General features: G+C 64.6%; 12 protein-coding genes. 8 read left to right on the top strand and 4 right to left on the bottom strand.

What is annotated here, in order from left to right; translation table 11 throughout:
• The first annotated feature begins 137 nt into the window (after window positions 1-137).
• From ACTODO_RS00365 to ACTODO_RS00360, 3 genes are all read left to right on the top strand, one after another.
• The gene (locus ACTODO_RS00365) at window positions 138-1151 is read left to right on the top strand and encodes a LacI family DNA-binding transcriptional regulator (protein ID WP_231126061.1); all 1014 of its coding nucleotides are present in this window, start codon (window positions 138-140) and stop codon (window positions 1149-1151) included.
• A gap of 93 nt (window positions 1152-1244) precedes the next feature.
• Complete coding sequence (locus ACTODO_RS10370) at window positions 1245-1385, top strand: hypothetical protein (protein ID WP_003790060.1); 141 nt, start codon at window positions 1245-1247, stop codon at window positions 1383-1385.
• A gap of 499 nt (window positions 1386-1884) precedes the next feature.
• Window positions 1885-2166 carry an HU family DNA-binding protein gene (locus tag ACTODO_RS00360; RefSeq protein WP_003790058.1) on the top strand — a complete coding sequence of 94 codons (282 nt, stop codon included), beginning with the start codon at window positions 1885-1887 and terminating at the stop codon, window positions 2164-2166.
• Window positions 2167-2962: 796 nt separating this feature from the next.
• On the opposite strand, the gene ACTODO_RS00355 is transcribed toward ACTODO_RS00360, so the two are convergent.
• The 4 genes from ACTODO_RS00355 to ACTODO_RS00340 form a co-directional block, all read right to left on the bottom strand.
• On the bottom strand, window positions 2963-5014 hold the full coding sequence (locus ACTODO_RS00355; protein ID WP_003790049.1) for an ABC transporter ATP-binding protein: 2052 nt from the start codon (window positions 5012-5014) through the stop codon (window positions 2963-2965).
• A 10-nt stretch (window positions 5015-5024) separates the two neighbouring features.
• Window positions 5025-5924: an ABC transporter permease gene (locus ACTODO_RS00350; RefSeq protein WP_003790047.1), complete on the bottom strand. Its 900-nt coding sequence runs from the start codon at window positions 5922-5924 to the stop codon at window positions 5025-5027.
• Window positions 5921-6880, bottom strand: a complete 960-nt coding sequence (locus ACTODO_RS00345) for an ABC transporter permease (RefSeq protein ID WP_003790045.1) — start codon at window positions 6878-6880, stop codon at window positions 5921-5923. Before ACTODO_RS00345 ends, ACTODO_RS00350 begins: the two co-directional genes overlap by 4 nt.
• A gap of 79 nt (window positions 6881-6959) precedes the next feature.
• Window positions 6960-8771, bottom strand: coding sequence for a peptide ABC transporter substrate-binding protein (locus ACTODO_RS00340; protein WP_003790043.1), 1812 nt, complete (start codon window positions 8769-8771; stop codon window positions 6960-6962).
• Between the two features lie 249 nt (window positions 8772-9020).
• Between ACTODO_RS00340 and ACTODO_RS00335 the strand changes: the two genes are divergently transcribed.
• The 5 genes from ACTODO_RS00335 (at window position 9021) to nagB (ending at window position 14078) form a co-directional block, all read left to right on the top strand.
• Window positions 9021-10169, top strand: a complete 1149-nt coding sequence (locus tag ACTODO_RS00335) for an ROK family transcriptional regulator (RefSeq protein ID WP_003790041.1) — start codon at window positions 9021-9023, stop codon at window positions 10167-10169.
• Window positions 10166-11623, top strand: a complete 1458-nt coding sequence (locus ACTODO_RS00330) for a M81 family metallopeptidase (protein ID WP_003790039.1) — start codon at window positions 10166-10168, stop codon at window positions 11621-11623. Before ACTODO_RS00335 ends, ACTODO_RS00330 begins: the two co-directional genes overlap by 4 nt.
• Complete coding sequence (locus tag ACTODO_RS00325; RefSeq protein ID WP_003790038.1) at window positions 11620-12552, top strand: ROK family protein; 933 nt, start codon at window positions 11620-11622, stop codon at window positions 12550-12552. The genes ACTODO_RS00330 and ACTODO_RS00325 overlap by 4 nt, the downstream gene beginning before the upstream one ends.
• Entirely contained in the window at window positions 12549-13229 is a 681-nt protein-coding gene (locus tag ACTODO_RS00320) for a copper homeostasis protein CutC (protein WP_034512522.1), read from the top strand. The genes ACTODO_RS00325 and ACTODO_RS00320 overlap by 4 nt, the downstream gene beginning before the upstream one ends.
• Window positions 13230-13304: 75 nt before the next feature.
• Window positions 13305-14078 (top strand): glucosamine-6-phosphate deaminase, encoded by a 774-nt coding sequence (gene nagB / locus ACTODO_RS00315; protein ID WP_003790034.1) that lies wholly within the window; start codon window positions 13305-13307, stop codon window positions 14076-14078.
• Window positions 14079-14164: the final 86 nt, after the last annotated feature.

Here is a 14164-nt window from a genome sequence, read left to right as displayed (position 1 = left end):
TTGAAGGGACCCCTCCATTCTCTGCGATCGGGATAAGTGTTGTATGAGTTATTTAGAAAGTGTGGCGAGTGATATGTTCCGGGTGCTTTTCGTTTACGATGTGAACAAAGCTGGACGTATGCGGGAGGGAGGTCGGTATGTCGCGCAATGGTCGTCCTCCGTCGATGGCGGACGTGGCGGAGATGGTCGGTGTCTCGCATCAGACGGTGTCTCGCGTTGTGAACGGCAAGGGGCGCGTATCGCCTCGGACACGTGAGCGCGTGCAGGCCGCGATTGAACAGCTGGGATACCGCCCGAACTCGGTTGCCCGTGCCCTGGTGACCGCCCGCTCGGGCATTATCGGCGTCGTGACCACAACCTCGGCCCACTTCGGTCCCTCCTCGATGCTGGTGGCCCTGGAGGTCGCCGCCCGCGAGGCCGGGCTTTTCACGTCGGTTGTGGCCCTCGATCGTTTCGGTCCCGACGACGTGGCCAGTGCCTTCGACCACTTCTCCTCCCTGGCGGCCGAGGCGATCGTGGTCATCGCGCCGGTGGATTCTCTTGCCGAGACCGTGGCATCGCAGGGCGCGTCTGTGCCGGTTGTTGCGGTCTCCGGCGGGCGCACGTTCGGTCGCGGGGTGTCAGTCGTTCACGCGGACCAGCGCGGAGGTGCGCGCGCGCTCGCGGAGCACCTGATGACGCTCGGTCATCGCGATATCGCCTGCGTGGCGGGTCCTCAGGAGTGGTTCGAGGCGCGTGAACGCGTGGCCGGGTGGCGCGAGGCGATGGTCCAGGCGGGTCTGCCGATGCGCGAACCCCTCGTCGGCTCGTGGGAGGCGCGCTGGGGGTACGTTGCAGGACAGAACATCGTCGAGGATGACCTGCCTGATGCCGTCATGTGCGCGAACGATGAGGTCGCGGTCGGCCTCCTCCGAGCCTTCGCCGAGGCCGGGGTGAGTGTTCCGGGTGACGTGTCGGTCGCGGGTTTCGACGACGTGCCGATGGCCGCCTACGCGGGGCCGGGGCTGACGACGGTGCGTCAGGATTTCGCGGACCTTGGGCGCTGCGCGCTTGAGGCGGTCAGCTATGCGCTCGACGGTGAATCGGTGGACACGTACGTGCGTCCAACGCGCCTCGTTGTGCGCGGTTCGACGGGAGTTTGCCCTCGTTAGAGGCTCTTTTTTTGTATTCTTGCTTGCCTTATGCGCGGGTGAGTGTTAACGTTAACCCATCCGATGGTTATCGGCGCTCAGTGAGGAGTACGAATGGATCGCCGCAACCCCGACACATGGACCCCCGAGTTCGCGCGCGAGATCGAGCGCGTTCGTGAATACGTCGCCACCCTGCATGCCGAGCTGCCCCGCTGGGGCCTCGTCGTCTGGAACAAGCAGCGCACCTCGGCCTGAGGCATCGCGAAGCTTCTCATCGGGGCGGGGAGTGACCATGAGGTCGCTCCCCGCCCTTGTGTATGCCCGCGGGGCGTCCGCGGGGTGTGGTATGCTCGTGGGGTGACGTGTGTGTCCCGGTTTCTTTCCGTCTCGTGAGCAACCGCGAGGATGGGCGACACCTGCTTCTGAAGCGGAATGTGTGGGTGGGGTCTGTGTGCGTCGCCGTCTATGTTTGTCCGTTTTAATGAGAGGGGTGTGTCCTCGGTGTGCGTGAAAGTTCCTGTTACCGAAAAACGTGCCGGTGGCGACGCATTTGAGTTCCGCAGAATTGCAACCACTCGGCAAGTTTGAGTGACCTGTTGCACAGAATTGACGGTTCTTGAGCAAAAAAACGAGATATTTTCGTGAAATCCGCGAAATCTGGCCCTAAAGTCGGCAAAATCGCCAAAGATTTCGTAGTGTGTCATTCGTGGCCACGACAGTGGTAACCAAGAACGAACAGGAATGAGGTTTCTCAATGTCCGTGAACCGTACCGAGCTTGTCGCTCAGATTGCCGAACGCGCCGACCTGACCAAGGCGAAGGCCGACGAGGCCCTGGCTGCCTTCCAGGCCGTCCTCGTTGAGTCCCTGGCTAAGGGCGAGGCCGTCAAGGTGACCGGTCTGCTCTCCGTCGAGCGTGTTGAGCGCGCCGCCCGCACCGGCCGTAACCCCCGCACCGGCGAAGAGATCAAGATCCCCGCTGGCTACGGTGTGAAGCTCTCCGCTGGCTCCACGCTGAAGAAGGCCGTCTCCAAGTGACGCGCTGACACTAGCGAATAGCCTGTGGGGCACGACCGAGTGGTCGTGCCCCACACGCGTCTCTACCGTCGGATGGCGCCAATGGTGTGCAGAGACCTCGTACATGCGGTTTACAGGATAAACCTGTTGGTTGTGTGGTGACTTGTCGGCTTGCTGGTGGTCGACGATGAACATTGACGGTGGTTGTTTCATTGTGGGAGCGTGGCCGAACGTGTGGCCCGGTATGGGTACTCAGGTTCAGGTCCGCAGTACGCCGAGGCGTGCGAGCTACATGCCAGGCCGGGCACCGTTGTGCCCAACACGCACACCGCCTCAGCCGCAGACCCCCATTTTCATTGTTTTTCACCGAGGTGGTCTGCGATGTGGGTGCCGCACCGCCCCGAACCGCGACCTCACCGCCACCCAATGGGGGCATTTGCGCCATGAGGGGCGCGACTCGCCGGCGACACGCCAAAGGGAGGCTCCTCATGCTGCAAAATCCCCACCATTACCCCTGGCGTCAGGCTCCCTCACTGGTGCAGTGCCGCTCGGTGGGGTGCCGATAAACGCCGGTAGGGCATCACTGACGGGAACGGGGTAGGGGCACGGTCGGCCAGACCCGCGAGCACACCAGCCCAACGGCGGCGGCCTCGACGATGCCTGGGAGCGAGCCGCGATGGGCACTAGGAGGGCGAAACAGCCCTGCGCCCTTCAGATGCGCATAACGGCCCGACGGTGTGGCTGTCGCACATAACGTTGCCCCCGGCTCGCGTCAGCGGGCCGGGGGCAACGCATGGAGTTCGCATGAACGTGTGTGTTAGGCGTTCACCTCTTCCTTGACGCTCAGCGTCAAGAGCGGGTGGTGGCACGCCACGCGGTGCGTCTCATCCGTGAGCATGGGCTGCACCTTGCACTCCTCGCCAGCGAACGGGCAGCGCGGGCGGAAGCGGCAACCCTCGGGTGGGTTGACGGCGCTCGGCGGCTCGCCGGTGAGCTTGATGGCACTCTCGTCGTGCTTGAACTCGGGGTCCGGCACGGGGATCGAGTCGATGAGCGCCTTCGTGTAGGGGTGCTTCGGGTTCTTGACGACCTCGTGCGCGGGGCCCTCCTCGACGATGCGGCCCAGGTACATGACGCCGATGCGATCGGCCATGTACTGAACGACCGCCAGGTCGTGGCTGATGAACAGGTAGGACAGGCCCAGCTCCTGCTGCAGGTCCTTCATGAGGTTGAGGACCTGCGCCTGGACGGAGACGTCAAGCGCCGAGACGGGCTCGTCGGCCACGATCAGGTCGGGAGCCAGGGTCAGCGAGCGAGCGAAGCCGATGCGCTGGAGCTGTCCGCCGGAGAACTCGTGCGGGTAGCGGTCAAGGATCTCCTCGGTGAGGCCGACCTGCTCGAGGATCTCCATGATGCGCTCGGCGATCTGGCGAGCGTTGCCGGTCTTCTGGATGCTCATGGGCTCGGCCAGGATCTGGTCGATGCGCATGCGCGGGTCCATTGCCGCGTAGGAGTCCTGGAACATCATCTGCACGTCGCGGTGGATGCGCACAGCGTCGCGTCCCTTGAGCGTAGCCAGGTCGCGTCCATCGAGTTCGATGGCACCGCCCGACGGGGGCTCGAGGCCGGCGATAAGGCGACCCACGGTGGACTTACCGCAGCCGGACTCGCCGACGAGGCCGTAGGTCTCGCCCTTCTTGACCGTGATGGACACGCGGTCGACGGCGGAAACGACGCCCTTCTCGCGCTTGAAGAAGCCGGAGCCTGCCGACTCGTACTCGCGTGAGGCCTCCTTGACGTCGAGCAGGACCTCGTGAGAGATCTGCGGGACAACCGAGGCCGTTTCTTCGGCCTTGGTGGAATCCAGCTTGCCCTGGAGAACCGCGGGGGACTCGTCGCCCTCCTGCACCGGGTGGAAGCAGGAGAAGGTGTGGGTCTCATCCCCGCTCAGGTCCGGGTAGCCGGCGCGGCACTCGTCGGTGGCCCACAGGCAGCGTGCCGCGAAGCGGCAGCCCACCGGCAGGTTGGTCAGCGACGGGGGAGCGCCGGGGATGGAGAAGAGCTTGGTGCCGGCCGCGAGGGCGCGCTCGGGCAGGGCCGCCATGAGCGAGCTCGTGTAGCGGTGCTTCGGCTCGGTGAACAGCGTCTTCGTCGGCGCGGTCTCGACGATACGGCCGGCGTACATGACGGCGACACGGTCGGTGTGACCGGCCACAACACCCAGGTCGTGGGTGATGAGGATGACGCCCATCTTGTACTCGTCGCGCAGCTCGTCGATGAGGTCGAGGATTTGCATCTGCGTCGTCACGTCCAGGGCCGTCGTCGGCTCGTCCGCGATGAGGATGCGCGGCTTGCACACGAGGGCCATGGCGATCATGACGCGCTGGCGCATGCCGCCCGAGAGCTGGTGCGGGTAGTTATTGATGACGACCTCGGGACGAGGCATGCCGACGCGCTTGAGGATCTCGACGGCGCGTGCGAGCGCTTCCCGCTTCGAGAGCTTCTCGTGCACGCGCAGCGGCTCGCACACCTGAAGACCGATCTTCATGGTCGGGTTCAGAGAGGTGAGCGGATCCTGGAAGATCATGCCGACCTTCGTGCCGCGCAGCTTGCGCTTCTCCTTGAGGGGTAGCTGGGTGAGGTCCTGGCCGTCGAGGATGATCGAGCCGGAGGAGACCTTGCCGCCCTGGGGGAGCAGACCCATGAGGGACAGGGCCGTCATGGTCTTGCCCGATCCGGACTCGCCCACGATGCCCAGGGTCTCGCCCGGGTTCACGTGCAGGTCGACACCCGAGAGGGCGCGAACCACGCCGTTGCGGATCTCAATATCGGTGTGCAGATCTTTGATCTGAAGGAGTGGAGTATTCATAGTTCAGTACTCACCTCTTGCGCAGTCGAACTTCGAAGGCGTCACGTAGACCGTCGCCGATGAAGTTGAACGACAGGACCAGGAGGATGATGAGGACGCCCGGCGGGTAGAGCAGCCACCAGTTGCCCGAGTAGACGTGCGACTGGCTGTTGGAGAGCATGGCTCCCCAGTCGGTGGCGGGAGGCTGCGCGCCCAGGCCGAGGAACGACAGGTAGGCGACGTAGAGGACGGCGTCTGCGACCTGGAAGGTCGCGTTGACGATGACGGTGCCGATCGTGTTTCGGACGATGTGTGTCCGGATTGCTCGAGGCATCGAGCCGCCCATGCCGCGCATCGCGACGACGTACTCGCGCGTGCGCAGGGACAGGGCCTCGCCTCGAATCAATCGGGATGTTCCCAGCCAGGACAGGGCCGACATGATGATGATGAGGACCGGGACGGTAGGCGGGATCATCGTGGCGATCAGCATGAAGAGGAAGAGGACGGGCACGGACATGAGCGCGTCAACGATGCGCATCATGATCGCGTCGACCCAGCTGCCCACGAAGCCGGCGATCGCGCCGTACAGCGTGCCGATCGTAGTGGCGAAGATGCCGGCGAACAGGCCGACGATGATCGAGGTCTGGCCGCCCTTCATGAGGCGTCCGAGCTGGTCGTAACCGACCATGTCGGTGCCGAGCGGGTGCTCGGCGGAGGGCGGTAGGGCCGAGTTCGACAGGTCCGTGTGGATCTGGTCGGTCACGTAGAACATCGGGCCGATGAACGAGAAGGCCATCAGGATGAGGATCAGGCACACGCCGAAGACGGCGAGCTTGTTCTCCATGAAGACCTGCAGGCCCTGCAGCTTCGTTGACTTGCGGGCGGTGCGCGCCTTGGCCGGCGCTGCGATAGGTGCGGTTGCAGTGGTCATTTGGCACGTCCTGCCAGTCGGATACGGGGATCAGCAAGGGCGTAGAGGAAGTCTGCCAGGAGCGCGCCGATGACGGTCGCGAAGGAGACGATCAGGGCGACGCCGAGGAGAATCGGGTAGTCGCGCCTACCGGTCGCCTGGTAGTACATGTAGCCCATGCCGTTGAAGTTAAAGAGCGTCTCGATGACCAGGGCGCCACAGAACATCGCGGGGATGTACAGACCAATCATCGTAATGACGGGGAACATGGCGTTGCGCAGCGTGTGAACGAAGACGACGCGGAACTCCGACAGGCCCTTCGCGCGAGCGGTACGCACGTACTGCTCGTTGAGGTTATCCACCATCGAGGAGCGCACGTAGCGTGCGTAGGCGGCGATCGTGCCAATCGACAGCGCGCACACGGGCAGGACCAAGTGATCCCACTGTTCCCACATGACCGACAGGGCCTCGCCCTGCGGTGCGTCGTTGGGCAGGATCGGCCACACCTGGGAGAAGAGGACGATGAGGAGCAGGCCCGCGAAGAAGATCGGCGTCGAGTAAGCCAACAGACACGCAATCGTCACGATGTAATCGGGGGCTTTATTTCTTTTGACGGCCTGCCACACGCCCAGGGGGATCGCGACGATGAGAGCCAGGATGGTGGACAGGAGAGACAGGAAGATGGTGCGCGGCAGGCGGGCAGCCAGCAGGTCGTTGACGGACTGGTTGTGCTGGTAGGAGTAGCCGAAGTCGCCGTGCGCAATTTTGTTCAGGTAGTTGACGTACTGCTCGGGGATGGGCCGGTCGTATCCGTTCTCGTGGTCGAAGGCCGCGAGCTGTTCTTGGGTCGCATCCTTACCGAGTGCTGCTCGGGCTGCACCGCCCGGCTGAGATTGGAGGAGGATGAAGGTGATGATGGTGACCAGGAAGACAACGATGACTGCCTGGCCGAGGCGTTTGAGGATGAATTGGATCATTGCGAACTCCACAGTAAGGGGGCAGGCGCCCGCATGTGCGGGTGCGGGCGCCTGCCCCGTGAGGCGTCAAGGCGAAGGTTTACTTACCTTCGGTCGACCACGACCAATCCTCGGGCCAGGTGTCGCCGGTGGCGTCGAGTTCGCCCAGGTCGAGCGTCTTCTTCACCGCGGTGATCTGGTAGTACGGGTTGGGCATCCACAGAACGGGGAGGTCCTCCGCGAGGTAGTCGTTGTATGCCTGGAGAGCGTTGGGCTCGGAGGAGCGGGTCGACTCTTCGATGAGCTTGTCAGCCTCGGGGTTCTTGTACTGGCCGAGGTTGACGGGAGCGTCAGAGGCGAAGAGGCGCTCGCCGGACGCGTAGATCGGGAAGCCCCACGAGGTCTGGGATCCGAAGAAGGACATGTCCCAGGTGCAGGGGGTCTCGTCGTCACATGCCTGCGAGGCGCCGACCGAGTCGGGGACCTCGTTCATGTCGATCTTGATGCCGAGCTTGCCGAACTGGGAGATGATCTCCTCGAACATCTGGTGCGTGGAGACGAAGCCCGACTGGGAGATGAGCTTGAAGTTCAGCTTGTCGCCGGCGTTGATACCCTCGCCACACTGGTTGGCGCCGGTGCCGGGGTTCTCGCAGGTGGTTTCACCGTCGGGCACGACCTTCCAGCCGTGGTCCTCGAGGAGCTTCTTGGCGGCATCCGGATCGAACTTGTAGACGCAGCCCTCGGTGGTGCCGGTCTTCTCAGCGGGCATCGGGACGGGGCCACAGGTCGGGGAGGCGGTGCCGGACCAGATCTTCTCAGACAGGGTCGGCTGGTCGATCAGCTGCTGCATCGCCTGGCGGATGTACTTCTGGTTGATGAACTTCGAGCCGGGGGCCTTCTCGTGGAAGTTCAGGGCCAGGTAGGTGATGGAGTTGCCGGGCCACAGGAAGACGTTGTAGCCCTTGTCCTCGACGGCCTTGCGCTGGTTGTACTGCGCGGCCGGAATGTAGCCGAAGTCGATGGCGCCCGAACGCACGGAGTTGAACTCAGCGTCGTCACCTGTGAACGCCTTGTAGATCAGCGCGTCGATCTTGGGCTTGTCCTCGCCCCAGTAGTTCTCGTTGGGGACGAGCTTGAGGCCCTGGTCGGGGGTGAACTCCGCGAGCTTCCAGGGGCCGTTCACCGTCTGCCACAGCGGGTTGGTGGCGTAGGAGGACAGGTTCTTGGCCTCGCCCTGCAGGTAGGCGAAGACCTTCTGGGCGCCCTCGGGGGTGCGGTCGAGGTCGGAGACGGCCTCGTCGGCGCTGGTCTTGTCCCAGGCGTGCTGGGGGAGTAGAGCGACCTTGTTGATCTGGTTGTCAATGAACCAGGCGGGGGCGAACTTGGTCTCGGTGGTGATCGAGAACGTGTGCTCGTCGATGATCTTCAGATCGGCACCGTCGGGGAAGAAGCCCTTCTTGTACGAGGCCCATTCGTCCTTGTTGTTGGTGACGAGGTTCCACCAGAACTCGATGTCGCGGGTGGTGACGGGCGTGCCGTCGGACCACTTGGCGTCGTCGCGCAGCTTGATGGTGTAGGTCAGGCCGTCCTCAGAGACCTCGGGAACGGTGCCCAGGGACTTGGGGAGGTTGATCTTGTAGGGGGTTTCAGAGGTGGACTTGTAGGCGAAGAGCGGGCGGTACATCGCCTGGATGAACTGGCCGTTTTCGCCCTGTGTGTAGCCCTTTGCGGAGATCGGGAAGATCCAGTTGGGGGTACGCGAGGCCATCGTGACCTCGTTCTTTCCGGTTTCCGAGTTGGCTGCCTGGCCGCCGCCGCTACTGCTGCTACCACCACAGGCGGACAGGCCCAGGGAGGCGACCATTGCGAGGGCCGCGCCGGTGACCATCCACCGCTTCTTTCTAAGGTTCATGACTGCTCCAAATCAACGTTGATCGGGGACACTGACGGATGACAACCCTGTCAGATGACGTTCATCATATGACAGTTTGTCGGCGAATGTTGCCACTTTGGGCAAAATGTGGAATGTTACGAAAAAATAACAAGATATTTCGACGAAAGAAGTGTCAGACTTTCTTCGGTGGGGCATAATGAATCATGTTCTCAACGATGAGCGCAGTGTAACGTTGTAGTTACTGCATGCGTACTTAGAGGAGGTGTCATGGCCACGCACGATGTCGACGAGACCGTCCTTACGCTGATTGGGTCCGGTCAAGCGGACACCAGGCCCGCGATTGTCAAGCAAACGGGCCTCGCACCATCAACGGTGTCGGCCGCTGTGTCTCGCCTCGTCGAAGCCGGGGTCATCGCGGAAGCGGAGCACTCTGTTTCCACGGGTGGGCGGCGCGCACGCCGCCTTGTCACCTCCGACGGCGCCGGAGCACTCGCCCTCGTCGAGCTGGGAGCCCACCACGGCCTCATTGCCCTGACGGACCCCACCCGCGGAGTCGGGCAGGCATCGAGCCTCCTTATCGACATTGCGGAAGGCCCCCAGGCGGTGCTCGACGCTGTCATAGACGAGGTGTCCCGCCAGGAAGAATCTGCCGGCGTGCGGGTCGGTGGCATTGCCCTGGCGGTCCCCGGTCCCGTGGACGCGGAGCGCTCTCGCGTGATCCGCCCCGCCCGTATGCCCGGGTGGGACGGCATCAATGTCGCCGAGGCCGTCACCGAGCAGTGCGGCCTGCCCGCCCTCATTGAGAACGACGCGCGCGCGGGAGCCATCGGCGAATCCGTCTACCGCCGTCGACTTCAGGGTGTGACCCCCATCGATACGCTTATCTATGTCAAGGCTGGCTCCGCCATCGGCGGCGCCTACCTCGTCGATGGCGTGCCGCAGGTGGGGCAGGGCGGACTGGCCGGGGATATCTCGCACATCCCCGTCGAGGCCGCCGCGGGCCGCCCCTGCAAGTGCGGCAACGTCGGATGCCTCGAAACGATCGCGTCCGCCGACTCGATCCGAGCAGACCTGGCCGCAGCAGGCCTCGTCTATGAGAACAACGCACAGCTTCTGGCCGCAGCACGCGACGGTATCCCCGAAGTTGCGACGGCCATACGCCAGGCGGGCACCCTCCTGGGCCACTGCGTCGCCCACCTCGTCTCCTTCCTGGCACCCCAGGGAGTCATCGTCGGTGGAGCACTCTCCGCCGTCGACGCCTTCACCGCCGGAGTGCGCGCCGCACTCCACCAATCCTGCCTCCCCTCGATCATGGAACACCTCGTGATCGAATCGTCTCGATCAGGGCGCGAAGCGGCGCTCTGGGGACTCTCGACACTTACCCCCTCGAAGATCTCAAAGGAGAATCGCTCATGACCAAGCCCCGCATCGCGGTTGCCGGCATCCACATCGAATCCTCGACGTTCACCCCCTACATCTCGACCGCCGACGACTTCATCGTCACCCGCGGCGAGGAACTGATGGACCGCTTCTACTGGCGCGACGAGGACTGGGCCACCCAGATCGAGTGGATCCCCGTCCTGCACTCGCGCGCCCTGCCCGGCGGTGTCGTCGAGCGTGGCGCCTACGACGCCTGGAAGGCTGAGATCCTTGAGGGCCTCGCGGCCGCCGGCCCCCTCGACGGCCTCTTCTTCGACATCCACGGCGCCATGAGCGTCCAGGGCATGGACGACGCCGAGGGCGACCTCATCAACGCCATCCGCGGCGTCATCGGCCCCGATCCCATGGTCAGCGCCTCGATGGACCTGCACGGAAACGTCTCCCAGGACCTCTTCGACGGCTGCGACATCCTCACCTGCTACCGCCTCGCACCCCACGAGGACGCTCTCGAGTCGCGCCGTCGCGCCGCCTACAACCTGGGCATGCGCCTCCTCAACGGCCAGCCCAAGCCCGTCAAGGCCCTCGTCCACGTCCCCGTCCTGCTCCCGGGCGAGAAGACCTCGACCCGCATCGAACCCGCCAAATCCCTCTACAAGATGATCGACCCCATCGAAGCGATGGACGGCATCCTGGACGCCGCGATCTGGATCGGCTTCGCGTGGGCCGACCAGCCGCGCTGCAAGGGCGCTGTCGTCGTCACGGGTGACGACGCGGAGCTCGTCAAGGAACAGGCCGAGCGCATCGGCCAGTACTTCTGGGACGTGCACGACCGCTTCGAGTTTGTGGCCCCCGTTGCCTCCATGGAAGAGTGCCTGGCAGCCGCCGAGGAGGGCCCCAAGCCCTTCTTCATCTCCGACTCCGGCGACAACCCGGGTGCCGGCGGCGCCGACGACGTGACGGTCGCGCTCGCGGCCCTGCTCGCGTGGAAGCCCGTCCAGGAGGCGACGCTCGACGTCATCTACGCCTCGATCATCGATCCCGCCGCGGCCGCCGTTGCGTGGGAGGCTGGTGTCGGCGCCGAGGTCGACCTCGAGGTCGGTGGACACATTGACACCCGCGAGCCTGGCCCGCTGAACGTCCACGCCACGGTCGAGGCCCTCGCCGACGACCCGATGGGCGGCCACACCGCGCTGCTGCGCACGGGCGGCCTGCGCTTCATCATCACCACGAACCGCAATCAGTACACGATGTACAGCCAGTTCGAGCTGCTCGGCGTGGATATCACCACCGCCGACGTCGTCGTCGTCAAGATCGGTTACCTGGAGCCCGACCTGTACGAGACCCAGAAGGGCTGGCTCATGGCGCTGACCCCCGGTGGAGTCGATCAGGACCTCATCCGCCTCGGTCACCACAAGATTGAGCGCCCGATGTTCCCCTTCGATCCGGATATGGCAGATCCCGATCTGCATGCTCAGGTCGTCGTACCATGAGCGCCGTCAAGGATTCCGAGGGCCCGGTATTTGCGGGCATCGACATCGGAGGCACATCCATCAAGTGGATGATCGTCGATGAGGCGGGCGCGATCCTCACTCAGGGAAACGAGCCGACGGACCGCGAGGCCGTGGCCACTCAGGTGGGACGAATCGGCGCGCGACTCGCGAGCGACTATCCGGGACTGGTCGGTTTCGGCCTGATCTGCCCCGGCCTCGTCGATGAGGAAAGCGGGACCGTCGTGTACGCGGCGAACCTCGAGCTGCGCGGCGTCCAGCTGGCCCGCGCGGTCGAGGACGCCACGGGCGTACCCGCCGCACTCATGCACGACGGGCGCGCCGCCGGCCTGGCTGAGGGACTCCTCGGCGCGGGCCGAGGGGCTTCCTCCTTCCTCATGATGCCCATCGGTACCGGCATCTCTGTGGCCCTCATGCTCGGTGACAACCTGTGGAGTGGTGCGACGTTTAGCGCCGGTGAAGTCGGGCACGCGCCCGTTTTCCCCGGTGGTGAGTCCTGCCGTTGTGGGTCGCGTGGGTGCCTGGAGGTCTACGCCTCGGCGAAGGGCATCGCCCGACGCTACGAGCAGGCGACCGGAGAGGACATCGGTGCGAAGGCCGTCGAGGCCGGCATCGGTACCGACCCGGTCGCGACCGAGGTATGGGACACCGCGGTTCGTGCACTCGCGCTATCTCTCACCCACATGACGCTCACCGTCGACGTTGAGCGCATCATCATCGGCGGCGGCCTGTCGCACGCGGGCGAGAACCTGCTGGCGCCGCTGCGCGAGGAATTCGCTTCGATGCTGACATTCCGTGACGCTCCCGAGATCGTCCGCGCATCCCTCGGGGGTGCGGGTGGTCGCTGGGGCGCCGCGATCCTCGCTGCCCGCGTGGGCGGCTCGACGTGCTACGAGAGGTGGCAGCCGTGACGACTGTAGAGATTTGCGTGGAAGATGCCGTGGGCGTGCGCCGCGCGCGCGACGGGGGAGCGGATCGCATCGAGATCTGCACCGACCTATCGTGCGGCGGCCTGACCCCCGCATTCGACGAGGTGGCCGCCGCCCTTGAGGTGGCGCCCGCTGGTGGCGTTCAGGTGCTCGTGCGCCCGCGCCCCGGGGACTTCGTGCATACGCGCGAAGAGGTCGATCGCATCGCCTCCGATATCATGACCCTCTCGTCGATCGGTCGTGGATCGGACGTGCGCCTCGGCTTCGTCGTTGGCGTCATTACCCGCGACGGGCAGATCGACGTGAACGCGGCCGCGCGCCTGCGGGACACAGCCGAGGACGCGCCGCTGACCTTCCACCGTGGATTCGACCAGGTTGCGGATCAGGATCGCGGTCTCGACGTTCTCATGGAACTCGGTTACGACCGTGTGCTGACGACGGGTGGAGATCCGGCCGTCGCGCAGCCGGACGCCCTCGCCCGTCTCGTCGAGCGCGGGGGAGACGACATCATCATCCTGGTGTCGGGTGGCCTGCGCGCTCATAACGTCGCCGAGGTCGTGGCTGCCTCGGGAGCACGCGAGGTCCACATGCGCGCCCCCGGAACCTCAGGAACCGATCAGGCGGAGGTCGAGCGAATCGTCGCTGCCCTGCACGGATAACCCAGCTCACACGTTTCCCAAAAATCTTCGTCGATTCGTCTGACAAATCGACGTCAGCCGTGTAAGGTTAAACACATGAGAATTGGAATTTTCAACGACGAAGATCAGATCGCATCCCTCGCAGCGGACCGCATCCTCGAGGTGTACCGCGCCAAGCCGAACTTCGTGCTCGGCCTGGCCACCGGCTCCTCGCCGCTCAAGCTCTACGCAGAGCTCGTGCGCCGCTACGAGGCCGGTCAGATCTCCTTTGCCCAGGTTCGTTCCTACAACCTCGACGAGTATGTGGGCCTGCCCCGCGACCACTACGAGGGCTACGCGAACTTCATCCACCGCAACCTCGTCGACCTCGTCGACATGCCCGAGGGTGCGGCACACGGACCCGACGGCTGGTGCGATGACCTTGAGGCCGGCGCTGCCGCCTACGACGAGGCCATCAAGGCCGACGGCGGCATCGACATTCAGGTCCTCGGCATCGGCTCTGATGGCCACATCGGCTTCAATGAGCCCGGCGGCACCCTTGCGTCGCGCACCCACGTGGGCGTCCTGACCGAGCAGACCCGCCGCGACAACGCCCGCTTCTTCGATGGCGACATCGACCAGGTCCCCACGCACTGCGTGACGCAGGGCCTGGGCACGATCATGGACTCGCGCGCCCACATCTTCATCGCCACGGGTGAAGGCAAGGCCGACGCGGTCAAGGCCATGATCGAGGGTGGCGTCACCCAGCGCTGGCCCGCGTCCATCCTCCAGCACCACCCCGACGTCACCGTGCTCCTCGACGAGGCCGCCGCCTCCAAGCTCGAGCTCGCAGACTTCTACAGGGAGGTCTGGGAGAAGGAACACCTGTGAGATAGGTTCCCCACCCGACTTCGCCCCGGCCTCGTCAATGCGAGGCCGGGGCCTTATTGTGAGCGTCGCTTCTTCGCTCCCGGCGC

This window comes from Schaalia dentiphila ATCC 17982, from assembly GCF_000154225.1.
In the GTDB taxonomy this organism is placed as follows: Bacteria; Actinomycetota; Actinomycetes; order Actinomycetales; family Actinomycetaceae; genus Pauljensenia; species Pauljensenia dentiphila.
The sequence above is the reverse complement of the archived record's forward strand: the minus strand, read 5'-3'. Positions and strand labels throughout refer to the sequence as shown.